19 protein-coding genes are annotated in these 18,220 nt (G+C 62.7%); 16 read left to right on the top strand and 3 right to left on the bottom strand.

Annotation, left to right across the window (positions count from 1 at the left end):
• Window positions 1-137: 137 nt before the first annotated feature.
• Both CN673_RS08800 and CN673_RS08805 read left to right on the top strand, forming a co-directional pair.
• The gene (locus CN673_RS08800; protein WP_099865879.1) at window positions 138-1,109 is read left to right on the top strand and encodes a hypothetical protein; all 972 of its coding nucleotides are present in this window, start codon (window positions 138-140) and stop codon (window positions 1,107-1,109) included.
• Between the two features lie 61 nt (window positions 1,110-1,170).
• A complete protein-coding gene (locus tag CN673_RS08805; RefSeq protein ID WP_099865880.1) occupies window positions 1,171-1,863 on the top strand; it encodes a DUF4336 domain-containing protein in 693 nt (230 codons plus the stop codon).
• 89 nt (window positions 1,864-1,952) lie between these two features.
• Here CN673_RS08805 and lepA read toward each other — a convergent pair whose 3' ends face one another.
• Window positions 1,953-3,776 carry a translation elongation factor 4 gene (gene lepA, locus CN673_RS08810; protein ID WP_099865881.1) on the bottom strand — a complete coding sequence of 608 codons (1,824 nt, stop codon included), beginning with the start codon at window positions 3,774-3,776 and terminating at the stop codon, window positions 1,953-1,955.
• 92 nt (window positions 3,777-3,868) lie between these two features.
• Complete coding sequence (locus tag CN673_RS08815; protein WP_198585951.1) at window positions 3,869-5,056, bottom strand: SulP family inorganic anion transporter; 1,188 nt, start codon at window positions 5,054-5,056, stop codon at window positions 3,869-3,871.
• A gap of 263 nt (window positions 5,057-5,319) precedes the next feature.
• Here CN673_RS08815 and CN673_RS08820 point away from each other — a divergent pair, with 263 nt between their 5' ends.
• The 7 genes from CN673_RS08820 to CN673_RS08850 all read left to right on the top strand — a co-directional run bounded on the left by CN673_RS08820 (window position 5,320) and on the right by CN673_RS08850 (window position 11,925).
• Entirely contained in the window at window positions 5,320-6,123 is an 804-nt protein-coding gene (locus tag CN673_RS08820) for a phytanoyl-CoA dioxygenase family protein (protein ID WP_099865882.1), read from the top strand.
• A gap of 66 nt (window positions 6,124-6,189) precedes the next feature.
• Window positions 6,190-7,338 (top strand): putative sulfate/molybdate transporter, encoded by a 1,149-nt coding sequence (locus tag CN673_RS08825; protein WP_198585952.1) that lies wholly within the window; start codon window positions 6,190-6,192, stop codon window positions 7,336-7,338.
• A gap of 184 nt (window positions 7,339-7,522) precedes the next feature.
• Window positions 7,523-8,452 (top strand): Crp/Fnr family transcriptional regulator, encoded by a 930-nt coding sequence (locus CN673_RS08830; RefSeq protein WP_157928836.1) that lies wholly within the window; start codon window positions 7,523-7,525, stop codon window positions 8,450-8,452.
• Window positions 8,453-8,693: 241 nt separating this feature from the next.
• Window positions 8,694-10,130: a PAS domain-containing sensor histidine kinase gene (locus CN673_RS08835; protein ID WP_198585953.1), complete on the top strand. Its 1,437-nt coding sequence runs from the start codon at window positions 8,694-8,696 to the stop codon at window positions 10,128-10,130.
• Window positions 10,123-10,764 (top strand): response regulator FixJ, encoded by a 642-nt coding sequence (gene fixJ, locus CN673_RS08840; RefSeq protein ID WP_099865885.1) that lies wholly within the window; start codon window positions 10,123-10,125, stop codon window positions 10,762-10,764. Before CN673_RS08835 ends, fixJ begins: the two co-directional genes overlap by 8 nt.
• Window positions 10,765-10,849: 85 nt before the next feature.
• Complete coding sequence (locus tag CN673_RS08845; RefSeq protein ID WP_157928837.1) at window positions 10,850-11,212, top strand: hypothetical protein; 363 nt, start codon at window positions 10,850-10,852, stop codon at window positions 11,210-11,212.
• Window positions 11,213-11,262: 50 nt separating this feature from the next.
• Window positions 11,263-11,925, top strand: a complete 663-nt coding sequence (locus CN673_RS08850) for a helix-turn-helix domain-containing protein (RefSeq protein WP_099865887.1) — start codon at window positions 11,263-11,265, stop codon at window positions 11,923-11,925.
• Window positions 11,926-11,944: 19 nt separating this feature from the next.
• Here CN673_RS08850 and CN673_RS08855 read toward each other — a convergent pair whose 3' ends face one another.
• A complete protein-coding gene (locus tag CN673_RS08855) occupies window positions 11,945-12,649 on the bottom strand; it encodes a ribonuclease activity regulator RraA (RefSeq protein WP_099865888.1) in 705 nt (234 codons plus the stop codon).
• 268 nt (window positions 12,650-12,917) lie between these two features.
• Here CN673_RS08855 and CN673_RS08860 point away from each other — a divergent pair, with 268 nt between their 5' ends.
• The 7 genes from CN673_RS08860 (at window position 12,918) to phnE (CN673_RS08890) (ending at window position 18,191) form a co-directional block, all read left to right on the top strand.
• A complete protein-coding gene (locus CN673_RS08860) occupies window positions 12,918-13,229 on the top strand; it encodes a YdeI/OmpD-associated family protein (RefSeq protein ID WP_198585954.1) in 312 nt (103 codons plus the stop codon).
• 161 nt (window positions 13,230-13,390) lie between these two features.
• Complete coding sequence (locus CN673_RS08865) at window positions 13,391-13,774, top strand: VOC family protein (RefSeq protein ID WP_099865890.1); 384 nt, start codon at window positions 13,391-13,393, stop codon at window positions 13,772-13,774.
• A gap of 56 nt (window positions 13,775-13,830) precedes the next feature.
• Entirely contained in the window at window positions 13,831-14,487 is a 657-nt protein-coding gene (locus tag CN673_RS08870; protein ID WP_099865891.1) for a glutathione S-transferase family protein, read from the top strand.
• A 210-nt stretch (window positions 14,488-14,697) separates the two neighbouring features.
• On the top strand, window positions 14,698-15,645 hold the full coding sequence (phnD, locus tag CN673_RS08875; protein WP_099865892.1) for a phosphate/phosphite/phosphonate ABC transporter substrate-binding protein: 948 nt from the start codon (window positions 14,698-14,700) through the stop codon (window positions 15,643-15,645).
• 78 nt (window positions 15,646-15,723) lie between these two features.
• Window positions 15,724-16,563 carry a phosphonate ABC transporter ATP-binding protein gene (gene phnC, locus CN673_RS08880; protein WP_099865893.1) on the top strand — a complete coding sequence of 280 codons (840 nt, stop codon included), beginning with the start codon at window positions 15,724-15,726 and terminating at the stop codon, window positions 16,561-16,563.
• Window positions 16,560-17,375, top strand: coding sequence for a phosphonate ABC transporter, permease protein PhnE (gene phnE / locus CN673_RS08885; RefSeq protein WP_099865894.1), 816 nt, complete (start codon window positions 16,560-16,562; stop codon window positions 17,373-17,375). The genes phnC and phnE (CN673_RS08885) overlap by 4 nt, the downstream gene beginning before the upstream one ends.
• Window positions 17,376-18,191 (top strand): phosphonate ABC transporter, permease protein PhnE, encoded by an 816-nt coding sequence (gene phnE / locus CN673_RS08890; RefSeq protein ID WP_099865895.1) that lies wholly within the window; start codon window positions 17,376-17,378, stop codon window positions 18,189-18,191.
• Window positions 18,192-18,220 lie beyond the last annotated feature (29 nt).

An 18,220-nucleotide genomic window follows, 5' to 3' on the forward strand; every position in this document is an offset into this window, starting at 1 on the left:
CAAGCAAAGCCAGCATAGGGGCAAGTCGGTTGCAGAAGGGTGAATCCATCGTCCCGCGTGTCGCCATCGCCGCTCCAACCCTTGCTCTTGCACCCTCCGCATGGTCGAACTCGGTGCAGAAACAAGGGAGCGCCAGAATGCAGACCTATGACCGTCAGCGCCGCGAGCGCTACGATGCGCAGACGAGCACCTATACCGTCATCCAGATCACCGACGAGGATCACGCATCGCAGGTGCGCCTCGACGATGGCGAGACCTTCTTCCAGGCGCGCTTGCGCTACGACCGAGCCCACCGTCATGTCGATGAGAATGGCAAGGTCCGCTACACCTTCGACATGATCCCGGACGACGAAGGCGGCGAGTTTCACGTCCATTCCAAGTTCGGCGAAGTCGACAACGAGACCTTCCGCGGCGGCGAGTTCTCCGAACTGGTGCGTTGGGGACGCCACCTGATGACGTTCGATGACCGAACGGGGATCGTCGGCGAGATTCGTGGCGACAACAACATGATCATACCGCGCCAGATCCTCATGACGGGAGCCGGCGACGAGCGCCAGAAGGGGTTCAAGTGCGAATGGGCGACGCTCTTCGGCAACGAACTGATCGTCGGGTCCCACGGAAAGGTGCGTCACGAGGAATGGGTCAAGCGGCTCGATCCGGACGGCTTCAAGGTCGTCAGCGAGGATTGGGGGCCGCGATATCAGCGCATGCGTGACGCATGCGACGTCGGGCCCGAAGGCTACATGACCCACGAGGCCGCGGAATGGGACCCGCTGCAGGAGCGCTGGTACTTCTTCCCGCGCAAACTGTCCCTTGAGCCGTTCGACGAACCCGTCGACGAGCGCGAAAAGGGCAACAACCGGCTGATCGTGGCCGACGCCGAATTCGAGCGTATCGACGTTCGAACCGTCGGAGAACCGACCCCACAGCTCGGGCCGTCGTCGCTCAAGCTCGTCCCCGGCCGCCCCGACGAGTTCCTCTACATGAAGTCATTGGAGATCGGCGACCGGGTGGAAAGCTGGATCGGCGCGGCCGACGTCAATGGCAATCTCCTGGCGGAGGAAACCAAGCTCGGCGATTTCAAATGCGAGGGAATCGAGTTTCTTTAACCGTGGATCATGTGTCCGATCGGCAAAACCGTGACTGACGAGCGAGCTTGGTGGAGCCGATATGCTCACAGAATTGGACCAGAACATCTGGAGCGTTGACGGGTCGCCAGTGTCTGCCGCCCTCGGTTTTTGCTATCCGACACGCATGGTCGTCATCCGTCTTTCGCAAGGCGGACTTTTCGTCTGGTCACCGGTGGCGCTGACGGAGGATTTGCATGCGCAGATCATGACGCTCGGTCCGGTCCGCCACTTGGTGGCGCCTAACGGGCTGCACGATACGTTCATCGCGGATTGGGCCCGCGTTTTCCCCGAAGCCCGGCTCTATGCAGCTCCCGGGCTCATCGAGCGGCGCAAGGATTTTTCCTTCGAGGAGGAGCTGTCGGATGTGGCGCCAGACGCGTGGAAAGGGGAGATCGAACAAGTGGTGGTGCGTGGGAACGCCATTGCCACGGAGGTGATATTCTTCCACCGTTCCAGCGGAACGGTGCTCTTTACCGACCTCCTGCAGCAATTCCCGCGCGGGTGGTTCTCCGGCTGGCGCGCCATCGTGGCGCGGCTGGACCTCATGCTGGCTCCGGAGCCGGCCGTGCCGCGCAAGTTTCGCCTCGCATTCACGGATCGCCGGAGCGCTCGCAGAGCAATCGAGGCAGTCCTCGCCTGGCCTGCGAAACGCGTGATGATGGCGCACGGAACACCGGTAACCGCAGACGCGCCGGCATATTTGCGACGGGCCTTCAAATGGCTGACAGGGTGACGACGAGACCTACCCGTTCGCCGGCATCCGCTGGTCGCGCCGCTACCGGCTTTGCGGCGTCCTGACCACACGGCCAAGACGCATTGCCATCAGCTGTCGCTCATCTTGAGCGCCTGGATGAACGCCTCCTGCGGGATGTCGACCTTGCCGAATTGGCGCATGCGCTTCTTGCCTTCCTTCTGCTTGTCCAGAAGCTTGCGCTTGCGTGTCGCGTCGCCGCCATAGCACTTGGCGGTTACGTCCTTCCTGAGGGCGGAAATCGTCTCGCGGGCGATGACCGATCCGCCGATCGCAGCCTGGATCGGAATCTTGAACATGTGCTTGGGGATCAGATCCTTGAGTTTCTCGCACATGTCCCGGCCACGTTTTTCGGCCGCCGATCGGTGCACCAGCATCGAAAGCGCGTCGACGGGTTCGCCATTCACGAGAATGGACATCTTGACGAGATTGCCCTCGCGATATTCGGTGATCTGATAGTCGAAGCTGGCATAGCCGCGGCTGATCGACTTCAAGCGGTCGTAGAAGTCGAACACGACCTCATTGAGCGGCAAATCGTAGATCAGCATGGCTCGGTTGCCGACATAGGACATGTCGACCTGGATGCCGCGACGATCCTGGCACAGCTTGAGGATGGCACCGAGATGGTCGTCGGGCGTCAGGATGGTGGCGCGGATCCACGGCTCCTCGATGTAGTCGATCTTGACGACATCAGGCATGTCGGCCGGGTTGTGCAGCTCGCGCTTGGAGCCGTCGGTCATGGTCAGATGGTAGACGACGGACGGAGCGGTCGCGATCAGGTCGAGATTGAACTCGCGCTCGAGCCTTTCCTGAACGATCTCCAGGTGCAGCAGGCCGAGGAAGCCGCAGCGGAAGCCGAAGCCGAGCGCGGCGGACGTCTCCATCTCGAAGGAAAAGCTCGCATCGTTGAGCCTCAGCTTGCCCATTGCGGCACGCAGATCCTCGAAATCGGCGGCATCGACCGGAAAGAGCCCGCAGAAGACGACAGGCTGCGCCGGCTTGAAGCCCGGCAGCATCTTGGCGGTGGGGCGCTTGTCCTCGGTGATGGTATCGCCGACGCGGGTATCGGCCACTTCCTTGATCGAGGCGGTGAGAAAACCGATCTCGCCGGGTCCGAGTGCCTTCACCTCCAGCATCTTTGGCGTGATCACGCCGACGCGGTCGACGGTGTATTTGGCGTCGGTGCCCATCATGCGGATCACCTGGCCCTTCTGCATGTGGCCGTCGAGGATGCGGACGAGCACGATGACGCCGAGATAGGTGTCGTACCAGCTGTCGACCAGAAGCGCCTTCAGCGGGTCGGTGCGGTCACCGCCTTCCGGCGGGGGCAGCCGTGTGACGATCGCCTCGAGCACCTTTTCGATGCCGAGCCCCGTCTTGGCCGAAATCTCCACCGCATCGGAGGCGTCGAGACCGATCACTTCCTCGATCTGTGCGCGGATGCGCTCGGGCTCGGCGGCGGGCAGATCGATCTTGTTCAGCACCGGAACGATCTCGTGATCGTTGTCGAGCGCCTGGTAGACGTTGGCGAGCGTCTGCGCCTCCACGCCCTGACTGGCGTCGACGACGAGCAGCGAGCCTTCGCAGGCCGACAGCGACCGCGAGACCTCGTAGGCGAAGTCGACATGGCCGGGCGTGTCGATGAGGTTGAGCACGTAATGCTCGCCATCCTTGGCATCATATTCGAGGCGGACGGTGTTCGCCTTGATGGTGATGCCGCGCTCGCGCTCGATATCCATCGCGTCGAGGATCTGGTCCTTCATCTCGCGCTCTTCCAGCGAACCGGTCATCTGGATGAGCCGGTCGGCGAGCGTCGACTTGCCATGGTCGATATGCGCGACGATGGAAAAGTTGCGGATGTTCTTCAGCGGAGTTTCATTGACTGATTTGCTCATGGCCCGGCCATATAGAGCCTTTCCGCCCCATACGGAAGCGCTGTCACGCAAGGCGCGGCGGAATGAAACGGTATTTGCATGTCTTGCGCGTTTCAGGCTCCGCGGCGGCGACGCCAGGCAGCGAGCGCGAGACCGAGGACGATGCCGACGCCGATCGCCACCGTCAGATCGACGAGCACGGTGATGAACAGCGTGAGGAGCAGCAGGGCCGTGTCCGCGCCGGGGCCGCGCAGGCGTTCGAAGAGATGCTGCGGCTCGGCCATGCCCCAGGCGGCGACGAGAAGGACGGCCGCAAGCGCCGGCAAGGCGAAGTGCGCAGCCAGCGGCGCGGCGATGAGAATGAAGGCGAGGATGAAGGCGGCGTGGGCCATGCCCGCTACCGGCGTCTTGGCACCGGCGCGCACGTTGGTGGCAGTTCGGGCAAGCGCACCGGTGGCCGGAAGACCGGCAAAAAGCGCGGAGGCGGTGTTGGCGATCCCCTGTGCCACCAGTTCCGTGTCGGAGCGATGGGAAAAGCCTGTCATCCGGTCGGCGATCACCGCTGATAGCAGCGACTCCATACCGGCCAGAAACGCGATGACGAGGGCCCAGGGCAGCAGTTCGACAAGGCGGGCAACATCGAACTCGGGCAGGCCGGGAGCGCGAAAGGCGATATCGAGACCGCCGAAGCGCGACCCGATGGTCGCGACATCGCCCGGGAGGAACGGCGCGATCGCCGAGGCCAGGACGACGGCGATGACAAAGCCGGGAAGCCGCGGCGCCAGGCGGCGCAGCACGAGAATGAGCGCCAGCGTGAAAAGGCCGATGGCGAGCGCGGCGGGCTCGACCGTCGGCAGCGAACGCATCAGGACGGCTGTCTTTTGCAGAAAGTCCGCCGGCAGGCCGGCAGCGTCCATGCCCGAGAAGTCCGCGACCTGGCTGACCGCGATGATGATGGCGATGCCCAACGTGAAGCCGTGGATCACGCTGTCGGGCACGAGGGCGACGAGGCGACCGGCACGAAGGAAGCCGGCGGCGATGAGGATGGTCCCCGCCATGAAGGTGGCAATCACAAGCCCGTCATAGCCATGGGCGGCGATGACCGAATAGACGACGACGATGAACGCGCCGGTTGGCCCGCCGATCTGGACGCGGCTGCCGCCGAATGCGGAGATGAGAAAACCCGCGATTACCGCCGTGAGCAGGCCGGCGCCCGGCTCGGCGCCGGAGGCGATGGCAATCGCAACGGCAAGCGGAATCGCCACGACCGCCACCGTCAGCCCCGCCGAAAGATCCGCCATCAGGGCCGTCCGGTCATACCCTCTCAAGGTCGTCAGAACCTTGGGACGGAACGGACCTATGCCCGGTCCGCGACCCGCTCCATCATGATTCTTCATCCCGCCGTGCATCGCCGATCGCATCTCCGCCGGCGGTCCGCGCGCCGCCCCCGCCTGCTTCCTTCCGACGCGGGCGGCCCCCTGTCAATTGCACGGCCATTGGCCGATAGGCGCAGCCTTCCGTTCGATCTATCATCGGCGTTATCGGATCGACCAGGAGACCTCAAATGGCGGACCACGACGGGCATGGCGGACTCGACGCTGGCGAGATCGAGGATTTCATCGAGGACGGCTACGTCAGACTTGATGATGCGTTCGACCGTGAAACGGCCGATGAGGCGCGTGCCATCCTGTGGCGCGATACGGGGTTCGATCCGCAGGATCGGTCAAGCTGGACCATGCCGGTCGTTCGCCTCGGCCATTATGACGCGCCGCCCTTTGCCCGTGCGGCCAACGCACCCCGCCTGCTCAGGGCGTTCGACCAGCTTGCGGGGCGCGGCCGGTGGAAGCCGCGCGGCGGCCTCGGAACATTCCCCATCCGGTTCCCTTCGCCCGACGATCCGGGGGACGCGGGCTGGCATATCGACGTCAGCTTCCGCGACGAGGACGACGATCCCGACGACTTCTTCGGCTGGCGGGCGAATGTCCATACCAAAGGGCGGGCATTGCTGATGCTGTTTCTCTTTTCCGATGTCGGCCACGACGATGCGCCGACACGCATCCGCGCCGGATCGCACAAGGACATTGCACGACGGCTGGAGCACGCCGGGGAAGCAGGTCTGACGCTACGCGAGCTTGCGGCAGGCGGCTTCGCTGAAACCGCGCATCGCCGGGAGGTGCTGGCAACGGGCCCGGCAGGAACGGTCTATCTGTGCCATCCGTTCATCGTCCATGCCGCACAGCCGCATAGCGGCCGCAATCCGCGGTTCATGGCGCAGCCCCCGCTGGAACTGACCGAACCCTACCCGATCGATGGTCCGTCCAGTGGTGCGCCCGTGGAGGAGGCGATCCGGCGCGCATTGCGACGCTGACCGGTACGCCCGCTGGACATCGCCATTCGCGCGATCCAGTATCGGTCCGGCGCAGGAGATACCACGTTGGCCGTCACGACACCCGGCAGGAACGGCGCACGCTTCCGGCTCGACATGAGCGAGATCAACGGCGCGCTCGGTGACCTCGGCACGCTGCTGCCGCTTCTCCTGGGCGCAGTGGCCGTTGGCGTTGTCGCGCCTCAGGCTGCTCTCGCCGGCTTCGGGCTTTGCTATATCGCCGTCGCCTTTATCTATCGCCTGCCCATTCCCGTGCAGCCGATGAAAGCCATCGCCGCTTTTGCGCTGACGGCCGCGGTGACGCCGAGCGAACTGGCACTTGCCGGCTTCCTGACGGGATTCGTGCTGCTTGTCCTCGGCCTGACGGGTTGGATCGAACGCTTGCGGCGGCTGGTGCCTCAGTCGATCATCGCAGGGCTGCAACTGGGCCTCGGCTTGTCTCTTGCCCTGCTCGCACTCAACCTGATGGGCACGTCGCCCTTGCTGGCCCTTATCGCGGCCGGCGCCATGCTGGTCGTCAGCGTGACGAGGCCCGCGGCTCCCGCCGTCCTCATACTCCTCGTCGTCGCCTGCAGCGGATCGGTGTTCGTCGGCACCGTCCCCGGCCAACCGGAAACGCACGCGTTTGCAGGGGCCATCGCGCTGCCGACGGCGGCCGAATGGGAACGGTCGCTGACACAACTCGTTCTTCCGCAACTCTCCCTGACCCTGACCAACGCGATCATCCTGACGGCACTGGTCGCCGGGGATTATTTCCAGGACCGCGCCAGGCATGTGACGCCGCGCCGGCTCTGCGTGACGAGTGGACTTGCCAACATCCTGCTTTGCCCGTTCGGGGCGATGCCGATGTGCCATGGCGCGGGAGGCCTTGCCGCGCATCACCGCTTTGGTGCCCGCAGCGGCGGCGCGCCGCTGGTGATCGGGGCTCTTCTCCTTACATTGGCTATCGTTCCGGGCGGCTCTCTTGTGCCTGCCTTGGTCCCCTCGGCCGTTCTCGGCGTCCTCATCGCCATTGCCGCGTTCGAGTTATCGGTCAGTCGACGGCTCCTGGACAGCCGTCCCTCATGCTGGCCTGTCATCGCCGCGACGGCGCTCGCCACCTTTGCGTTCGATCCATTCATCGGGCTCCTCTTCGGTACGGGAGCCGAAATGCTGCGACTCATCCTTCTGCGAAGGTTCAGCGGTCAGCGCGGTTGACCTCGCGCGCGCTTTTCGCCCAAGCGTCCGGCCGGTGAGCCAGTTGCACATCCCGGGCGCAACAATCGTATCCGATCTGATCCATTTTCTTGCGCCTTGCCCGCGACGCGCCCTGTTTCATTTTGGGGCAACCGGAAGACCGGGATCAAGCGTGCGCGCCACCAGCGCAATCATTGGATGAAATGTGATCCGCTTTGCCATCGCTGTACACGCGATCACATCAAAGTGCTTTGAACATGCATCCATAATGCAGATCACTTCGGTTTTATATTTGGAAATCAGAGTTTATTTTTCGTTGATGTGCGTCAATTTTTGTATCTCATGGTCATGCCAAGGATTAAGTGTTAACGAGTTGCTGACGTGGAAGGGCACTCCAATGCGTCTAATCGAGCAGGTCACCGGCGAAACATTCCGCTTCGACCCCGGTGTGGGAAGGATCACGGGATCGGCGTCGGCCGAAGCGGCCGCACGTGCTCCGGCGATCCGATCATCCGGATTTCCAACACCACTGCATCGCCGCCGCATAGAATCGCTGAAGATGGGCCAAACCCTGTTTCTCGACGGCGATCCAGGCGATGATGTCTTCCAGATCGTATCGGGCACGATCCGCTTCGTTTCCGTCCAGTTGGACGGGCGGCGCATGATCGCAGGTTTCGCCGTCGGCGGAGAAGCGTTCAGCATCTCCCATCGCGGCCACTATCTCTATACTGCCGAAGCGGCCTCGGACTGCCAGTTGCGGCGCATGACCCGCAGAGAACTCGCAGCCGACGGCACACGGGGTTTCATCGTCGATCGGCTGGAGCGCGAGGCGTGGGCCCTGCAAGGCGAAATGCTGCTCCTGCTGCACAAGGATTCCGATGAGAGCATCGGGCATTTCATTCTTCGCATGGCAGAGCGCCTCGCTCCCGGCATGGCCGAAGGCACCCGCTTTCGCCTCGATCTGTCGCGCGCCGATATCGCCGATTACCTTGGCCTGACAGTCGAAACGGTTTGTCGCGGCATTCGAAGGCTGCGGACGCAGGGAATTCTGCTGACGGAAGGCCCGCATCTCTTCGCGATCAGAAACCTGGCTGCCCTGCGCCGATGGGCCGGCGACGCGGAGAGCGGCATTTGAACCCCTTGTCGCGCGCGCAGTGCCATTGGTCTGCCGCCATGACAGTAACCGGCAGCGGTCGATCGCCATGAGCCCATTTAGCAATCGCTTTCCACTTGGCGATGCTTTATACTTTCAAAGCGAAAAACATTCCGGCTTTTGAAAGCCATCAGTAATTATGGTTGGTGGGCAGGGCGTTTCTTCTTCTAAACCTTTTCGCTCGTTCTGGCTCGCGGGACGGCACCGCCCGCTTTATGGCCTGATGGTTGCCATCGCATCCGTCCTCACCGTTTTTCTCTTGCGCTACGCCTTGAGCGACGTTTTCGATGACGGGGCGCTCTTCCTCTTCTTCACGCCGACGATCCTTCTGGCGGCGATGTTCGGCGGGATCGGTCCAGGGCTCGCTGCGGTCGGGCTGTCGCTGATCATGGTCATGGTGCTGGAACAACTCGTTCTGAGCCGTGAGATCGGATTGCTTGACTTCATCGCCTTCCTGTCCGTCGGGATCGCGATCGCTTGGCTTGGCGAAGCCTTCTTGAGGGCTTCGATCGCCTCGACCACAAGCGCGGAAGCGCTGGAAGAACGCGAAGCGCAGTTGCGAACGATTCTGGAAACCGCCTTTGACGCCGCTGTCGTCATCAATGCCGAAGGCGTGATCATCTCATTCAATCCTGCGGCGGAGCGGCAATTCGGATACCGTCTCGACGAGGTTCTCGGGCGCAACGTCAAATGTCTGATGCCGGAGCCCTATCACAGTGACCACGACCACTATCTCCGACGCTTCCTGGAGACCGGAGAACGGCGCATCATCGGCACGGACCGGATCGTCGTCGGCCAGAAAAAGGACGGCTCGACCTTTCCCATGAAGCTTGCTGTCGGTGAAACAAAGACAGAGAGCTGGCACTATTTCACCGGCTTCATCCGTGACCTGACGGAGCGAGAGGAGTCGGCGGCCCGCCTGGAGCAGGCCCATGGCGAGTTGGCGCGCCTTTCCCGCCTCAACGAGATGGGCGAGATGGCCTCGATGCTGGCCCATGAACTCAACCAGCCCCTGGCGGCGACGATCAACTATGTCCAGGGGTGCCGGATTCTCCTTCGCGACATCGACAATCCGAACGCCGAACGGGCGCGCGCGGCGATGGACGAAGCCTCACGCCAGGCGCTGAGGGCCGGCGACATCATTCGGCATCTGCGCGAATATGTGGTGCGCGGCGGCACACAGAAATTTCCCGAGAGTATGCACACCCTGATCGAGGGTGCGGCTGGATTGGCGCTTCTTGGTTCGCGCGACCAGGGCGTTCGAACGGAATTCCGTTACATGGCAAGCCATGACACGGTGATCGCCGATCGCGTGCAGATCCAGCAGGTGCTGATCAATCTGATGCGAAACGCCCTCGACGCGATGCGAGATACCACCCGCCGCGAGTTGATCGTGACGACACGCAACGACGGCGACATGCGCAACATCGTCGTCGACGTCGCCGATACCGGCACCGGCATCGCACCCGAGACCATCGAAAGACTGTTTCAACCGTTCGTCACGACAAAATCGAACGGAATCGGGATTGGATTGTCCATTTCGCGCCGGATCATTGGCATTCACAGTGGAACAATCTCGGTCTTCAATAATCAGGATGGCGGGGCCACCTTCCGTTTCATCCTGCCGACGCTGCAGCAAATGGGGGACAGCGATGGGTGACTGGACCGTTCATATCGTCGATGACGACGCCGCCGTGCGCGACTCGCTGGCATTCATGCTCGCTGCCGCGGGCTTTGCGGTGCGGACCTATCCCAACGGCTCGGAATTTCTTTCTGTCGCCCGATCCTTGCGCCACAGCTGTCTCTTGACCGATCTGCGCATGCCGGACATGTCCGGCGTCGAACTGATCCGACGGCTGAAAGCGGCCGATGCGGCACTGCCCGCGATCGTGATCACCGGCCATGGCGACGTTCCGATGGCTGTGGAAGCCATGAAGGTCGGCGCGTCCGACTTCATCGAGAAGCCGTTCGACGATGCAGTGCTCCTGGAGGCCATTGCCAGGGCGACAGGCGAGCGCAATGCGCCGGCCGGCGATGGCGGCATAGCCGATGATATCGTCGCACGGCTCGACACGCTGACGCCGCGCGAAGTGGAGGTTTTCGAAGCCGTTGTCGGCGGACTGCCCAACAAGACGATCGCCCACGCACTCGACATCAGCCCCCGTACCGTGGAAGTGCACCGCGCCAATGTGATGACGAAGATGCAGGCCCGCAACCTGCCGGAGCTCGTGCGGCTTGCGTTGGCGGCCGGATATGACATCACGTCGCCAGTGCGAAATCCGATAAACCGTTGATTCATAGCAATGGTTCGAAGTCGGTGGGGAGCTAGATTTGATCGAGGAGCCGGCTCGCTTTGGATTCCGGCGATGGATCAGTCGCGTGTGCGTTACCGCCAGTATCGGGATCATTCTCGCCGTCGCCAACCCCGAGCTTCGGGAATCGATCGTCTTCATGTTGGGAACGGAGAGGCTGAGCGTCGCACCTTGCGACACAGCGGATGGCGCGCTGGAGGTTGCCAGTACGAGCGGCGGCATATGCTTCATCATCGACACCGACCCGATGCCACCAGACGAGGCAGTCGCCCGGTTGGTCTCCACGGGACTGCCTTTGATCTGGCTCGTCAATCGAGAGCATTCTCAGTCGCTTGAGAAGCAGCACTTCGTTGAAAAACCGAAACTCGGCGAACGGCTGATGGCAGCGGTGCGCGATGCGATCGGCTGCAACGCGAAACAACCTACGTAATATCCCCTAAGCAGAGACCCCAATTTTGCCTTGCGTTGCAAGTTGCGACAATGGCGCTCGAAGGCTCAGGGGTCATGGTCATGCTGTCGCTCTCGCTTCACACGCTCAACGAACGCCGTGGGATAACGCCCGGCTCGCCGCCGCATCGCGTGCGCCAGGCAGTCTTTCATCGCGCCAACTCGATGCTCTATCGGCCGGGCGACCGGACCGGAACACTCTACGATATCGCATTCGGAACAGTGCGTACCTATCACATGATGAGCGATGGTCGCCGACAGATCAGCGGCTTTTATTTCGCTGGCGACGTTTTCGGGTTGGAGCCTCAGCCAAGGCACCGTCTGTTCGCAGAGACCGTTGAAGAATGCGCCATCAGGCCGTTCGACCAGCGAACGGAAGTGGCCGGCGCCGAGGCACTCTATGCGCTGGCGCAGGCTGACCTCGGCCGCCTTGGCGATCATCTCATGTTGCTTGGCCATGCCAACGCACTGGCGCGGATCAGTCGCTTCATGCTCGATCTGGACAGCCGTCAGGGCCGAGACGGGTTGGTCACGCTTGGAATGCCGCGCGCCGACATCGCCGATTTCCTCGGATTGACGATCGAAACGGTATCACGGGTCTTCACGCGTCTCAGCGAGATGCGGCTGATTGCCCGCGACACCGCCCGTTCCATCGAGCTTCTGGATCGCGACGGGTTGGCGGCGCTCTGCGATTAGCGCCGGGGCGCCTGCGCGCCTATTGTCCGGACTTGTGCGCTTCGTAGCGCTTTTTCGTCTCTTCGTTCATGGGATAGAGGCCGGGCAGCGCAACGCCGCGGTCGATCTCCGTCATGATCCAGGCTTCCATCGCTTCCTGTTCCGGCGCTTCGGCAAGGACCTCTTCCAGCAGCCCGGCGGGGATGACGACCGCGCCGTCGTCATCGACGACCACGATATCGCCCGGAATGACGGCGACGCCGCCGCAGCCGATCGTTTCCTGCCAGCCGACGAATGTCAGGCCCGCCACCGAGGGCGGCGCGGCGATGCCGCTGCTCCAGACGGCAAGTCCCGTCGACAGGACGCCGGCGGCATCGCGCACAACGCCGTCGGTGATGAGACCGGCAACGCCTTTTTTTGCCATGCGGGCGCACAGGATGTCGCCGAAGATGCCCGCGTCGCTCACACCCATAGCATCGGCGACGACGATCGCGCCTTCCGGCATGGCCTCGATTGCCGCGCGCGTCGAGATGGGCGAGCCCCAGGACGCCGGCGTGGCAAGATCTTCGCGAGCCGGCACGAAGCGCAGGGTGAAGGCCGGACCGACGAGGCGCGGCTGGCCGGGGCGGAACGGCCGGGCGCCACGAATCCAGACATTGCGCAGCCCCTTCTTCAGAAGAACCGTGGTCAATGTCGCCGTGGATACGCCCTTCAGCGTGTCGATCGCTTCGCTGGTCAATTCCATGATGCCTGTTCCTTAAGAGGGGTCGTGCCGAAAAAGATGGGTGCCCGGCGCCGGGCGGCGGGACTATAGGATCGGGCGCGGCTGGCCGGCAAGATTTGCTCGCGGCAAAACTGGCGAAAGCCCATGGACGGCCGGGCGCGATGCCACGGCGGGCAACGGCGCCTGGTTGCCATCGTGGACTTTCCGACATTTCGCGCTAATGCTTAACCCCACCCACAACGCGGCACAGACGGGCTCGGCGGCCGAGCCACTGTGGTTTGGAGGTCTCGTGGCAGACGTTTTTCCCCATGGCACCGTGCACAAAGCAGACGACGACCTTAAGGCGGCATTGCGATCGAGCCCGGACGTCTTCGCCCTGTGGAAAGGTCTGACACCGCTTGGGCGAAACGAATTCATCTGCTGGGTGGAGGATGCCAAGCGCCCCGCAACACGCGAGAAGCGCATCAGGCGGACATGCGAGGAACTCACGGAGGGCAAGAAGCGGCCCTGCTGCTGGGCGGGTTGCATTCACCGCACCGACAAATCCCCGAGCCGCTGGCAGCAAGCGGTTCTCATCGACGGCAAGCAAGAGCGTTCGTAAGCGACGAGGGCGCATCCGCGTCATGCTTTTCGGCTGCATATCTCGATGATGGTGCATGCGTGCAAAATGCCGCTCGCACTGATCAACCAAAAAAATCAGATCGGCGTGTCGGAACCCGAACCGCTCCTGCGTCCTTGGGATGTCAATTGAGGAGACAGACCATGAATGCACTCAACGACAAGTCATCCTCTGCCATCGTCGCGGTCAGTGACATTTCGCGCTCGAGGCAGTTCTACAGCGACGTTCTGGGCCTTGAGCTCAGCGAAGACGGAATGGAAGGCGTGCTGGTCTACAGGACCGGGGCGACGCATCTCGTCGTCTATCCCTCGCAATTTGCCGGCACCAACAAGGCCAATGCCGTTGTCTGGGATTGCGGCAATGATCTCGACGCCATTGCTGCAAAGCTGCGCGACAAGGGCGTTGCGTTTCAGCGGTACGAAATGGAGGGCGTTTCCTATCGCGACGGCATCCACAATGCGGGCGGGTTCAAGATGGTCTGGTTCAAGGATCCCGACGGCAATCTGCTGCATCTGAACAGCGCCTGAGGGCACTGCCTTTTCCATCATGAACAGCACCAGCGCGACAGGAGCGAGACTCAGCGATGCCTTCACCGATCATCATCTGGACGTTTGATTGGGTGCCCGGCGGGGATAGCGGCCCGCGCGGCTTTGTTCGCGACCTCAGATTGCGCTGGGCCTGCGAGGAGGCCGGCCTCGACTATGCGGTCCGTTCAGTGAACTTCGAGGATCGCGGACCAGCCCACCTTGCGCGTCAACCGTTCGGACAGGTGCCGTTCATCGAAGATGGCGATATCATGATCTTCGAGAGCGGCGCGGCACTCTTGCACCTGGCGGAGCAGAGCGAGGCGCTGATGCCGCGCGATCGTGTCGGAGCGGCCGAGACGCTGCAGTGGGTGGTCGCCGCCTTGAACTCGATCGAGATGGTGAGTGTGCCCTGGTGGTTCGTCGGCATGTCGGAGCCGAAGAACAATCCGCTCGAAGGCTGGATGACATCGCGGCTCGTTCATCTCGAGGCGGTGCTCGCCGGGCGGGAATGGCTGGCCGGCGGCCGATTCACTGTCGCGGACCTTTTGATGGCGGACGTGCTGCGCGTTCCGAAGGTGCGCAAGTTCGGATCGTTTCCCGCGCTCCAGGGCTATGTCGACCGCGTATTGGCGCGACCCGCGTTCAAGAAGGCGAAAGCCGACCAGATCGCGCATTTTGCAGCTTCAGACAAACAGCGAGCGTCCATATCCTGACCGTCGGCCCGACCCGGCCTCCCGCGCCGGTTTGTAAGGATCGCGACGAACGACGCATTCCATCATAGGGCGATAGAGCGGGAGACCTTCAAGCCCTTCGGTTTCAGGCGGTCCGATTGACATGGAACTGTAATCAATTCGTCGCGTCGCCGTCATCGGCATCGTGAATAAGCCTGCGGGTATACCGTTCACACCCGCTGGAGGCTTTCCATGAAAACGATAGTGACCGCGTTGTTGCTCAGCGCCGCGACCATGTTGCCGGCGCAGGCCCAGTTCGCCCTCGATTCCCGATTTGCAGACGAGGATGGCGACCTCATCGCCGACGTTCCGACCGATGAGGGTGAACATGTCGATCCCGACACGCTGATCTTCACCTACACGCCCGTGGAAGATCCTGCCGTCTATGCAGATGTCTGGCAGGGCTTCATGGATCATCTGGCCGAGGCCACCGGCAAGGACGTCGAGTTCTTCCCCGTCCAGTCGAATGCCGCACAGCTCGAAGCCATGCGCGCCGGCCGTCTGCACATTGCCGGCTTCAACACGGGATCAAACCCGATTGCCGTCGCCTGCGCCGGATTCCGCCCTTTCGCCATGATGGCCGCCAATGATGGATCGTTCGGCTACGAGATGGAAATCATCGTGCCGGCCGGCAGCGACGCGCAGGAAATCGAGGACCTGCGCGGCGGAGAAATCGCCTTCACTCAGGAAACCTCCAACTCCGGCTTCAAGGCGCCGTCGGCGATCCTTTCCTCCGAGTTCGACATGGTGGCGAATGAGGACTTCACCCCGGCCTTTTCGGGCTCGCACGACACCTCGATACTCGGCGTCGCCAATGGCGACTATGAAGCAGCCGCCATCGCCAATTCGGTGATGACCCGCATGGTCGAGCGCGAAGTGGTCGATGCCGACCAGATCCGCTCGATCTATCAGTCCGCGACCTTCCCGACGACAGGCTACGGCACCGTCTACAACCTGACGCCGGACCTGCAGGAACAGATCCGCGAAGCCTTTTTCTCCTTCGATTGGGAAGGCTCCACGCTGGCCGAGGAGTTCAATGCTTCAGGAGAAGAGCAATTCATCGAGATCAGCTTCGAGGAAGACTGGGAAGTGATCCGCCAGATCGATGACGCGAACGGTGTTTCCTACACCTGCCAATAGGCCTTTATCGACGATTTCGATGACCGGGCGGGGGTTCCATGCATCTCCGTCCGTTTCCCCTTCTTGACGGGAGCGCTCATGCTGACAGTCCAGTCTCTCGAAAAACGCTACAAGACCGGCGACAGAGCACTGACCGGCGTATCCTTCCGTGTGCCGCGCGGCCAGGTGGTCGGCCTGATCGGACCGTCGGGCGCCGGCAAGTCGTCGCTGATCCGCTGCATCAACAGGCTGATCGAGCCCACTGGCGGCAAGATAATGCTCAACGATACCGATCTGACGCGACTGAACGGTGCGGCATTGCGCAAGGCGCGCCGCAGGATCGGCATGATCTTCCAGGAATATGCGCTCGTCGAACGCTTGACGGTGATGGAGAACGTCCTGTCGGGCCGGCTTGGCTATGTCTCGTTCTGGCGCTCTTTTTTTCGCCGCTTCCCGCAGACTGACGTGGACAAGGCCTTCGGCCTCATCGATCACGTCGGTCTATCCGACCATGTCGACAAGCGCGCCGATGCGCTCTCGGGCGGGCAGCGCCAGCGCGTCGGCATCGCGAGGGCGCTCGAGCAGGACCCGGAACTGCTGCTCGTGGACGAGCCGACCGCCTCGCTGGATCCGAAAACATCGCGCCAGATCATGCGGCTGATCTGCGAAGTGTGCCGGGAGCGAGAGCTGCCCGCGATCATCAACATCCACGATGTCGTTCTCGCCCAGATGTTCGTCGACCGGATCATCGGCCTTCGCGCCGGCGCGGTCGTATTCGACGGCCCGCCCGCCGATCTTTCCAGCGACGCGTTGACGCAAATCTACGGCGAGGAAGACTGGGCCGCGATGCGCAAGGAGAAGGAGGCGGACGCGAAAGATGCAGCCGATGCCGACGCCTTTGAGACCGAGCGACTTGAACGGATGGCCGAACCGGCATGACCGCCCCGACCCGATCTTCGCCGGGGCGCACATGGCGCCGGCCCCCGGCTCTCATCAAGAGCCCGGCATGGCGCATCGTGATATATGGATGCGCAGCGGTCTATCTCGCCGCCGCGATGGGGTCCGTCGAACTCGACTGGGCGCGCATATCGCAGGGGCTGGAGCGCGGCGCACGCTTTGCCGAAGGGTTCCTCACGCCGAACTTCACCACCCGCTCGCGCGATATCTGGCAAGGTATGGTCGAGAGCATCACCATGACGGTCACCGCAAGCGTGGTCGGGATCCTCATCTCTGTGCCGATCGGCATCGGTGCGGCGCGCAACATCGCGCCCTTTCCCATCCATTCGCTCTGCCGCGGCGTGATCGCGATCTCGCGCGCGTTCCAGGAGATCGTCATCGCGATCGTGTTCGTCGCGATGTTCGGCTTCGGACCGTTCGCCGGCTTTCTCACGCTCTCCTTCGCCACGATCGGCTTCATCTCCAAGCTGCTTGCCGACGACATAGAGGAGGTGGACGAGGCGCAGGCCGAGGCCATTCGCTCCACCGGCGCAGGCTGGTGGCAGATCGTCAACTACGCCATCCAGCCACAGGTCATGCCCCGCCTCATCGGGCTGTCGCTCTACCGCGTCGACATCAATTTCCGCGAGAGTTCGGTGATCGGCATCGTCGGTGCGGGCGGTATCGGCGCGACGCTCAATACGTCGATGGAGCGCTACGACTACGACACGGCCGGCGCGATCATCATCCTCATCATCGTCTTCGTCATGCTGGCTGAATACAGTTCCAGCCACATTCGCAGATGGGCCCAGTAGATGCCGGTCGCGCCGCGCAACGGTCAACGCGTCTGGACCCGGCGCACCCACGCAGCCGAATGGACCGTCTGGGCGGGCTGGTTCGCCCTTGCCGTCCTTTTCGTGCTGTCCTGGCAGGTGATGAACGAGCGAACCATCTGGGCGTTCGTCCAGGATGCACCGCGTCAGGGCGCAGATCTTCTGTCCCGCGCCTGGCCGCCGCGCTGGGACTATGTGGACAATCTCTGGCGCCCGCTCTGGGACACGCTCAACATGGCGACGCTCGGCACCCTGCTCGGAACCGCGCTGGCCGTTCCGACCGCGTTTCTCGCCGCCCGCAACACGACGCCAAGCGCATTCCTTCTTCGACCGATGGCGCTCTTCGTCATCGTTTCCTCACGCTCGATCAACTCGCTGATCTGGGCGCTGCTTCTGGTCGCGATCATCGGCCCCGGCATCCTCGCTGGGATCCTATCGATCGCGCTGCGCTCGATCGGCTTCATCGGCAAGCTGCTCTATGAAGCGATCGAGGAGATAGACGAGACGCAGGTGGAGGCGGTGCGCGCCACCGGCGCCGGCCGCTCGCAGATCATCGATTATGCGATCGTGCCACAGATACTGCCGGCCTTCGCCGGCATGACGGTCTTCCGCTGGGACATCAATATCCGCGAATCCACCATTCTCGGGCTCGTCGGCGCCGGCGGCATCGGGCTGCAATTGCAAAGTTCGCTCAACACACTTGCCTGGTCGCAGGTCTCGGTGATCTTCGCTCTGATCCTCGCGACCGTCATCGCCTCGGAATGGGTTTCCTCCAGGGTGCGGCGGGCGATCATATGACGATCACCGGAAAAAGCGCCAATGTTCCA

The organism is Neopararhizobium haloflavum, from assembly GCF_002750855.1.
Taxonomy (GTDB): domain Bacteria; phylum Pseudomonadota; class Alphaproteobacteria; order Rhizobiales; family Rhizobiaceae; genus Georhizobium; species Georhizobium haloflavum.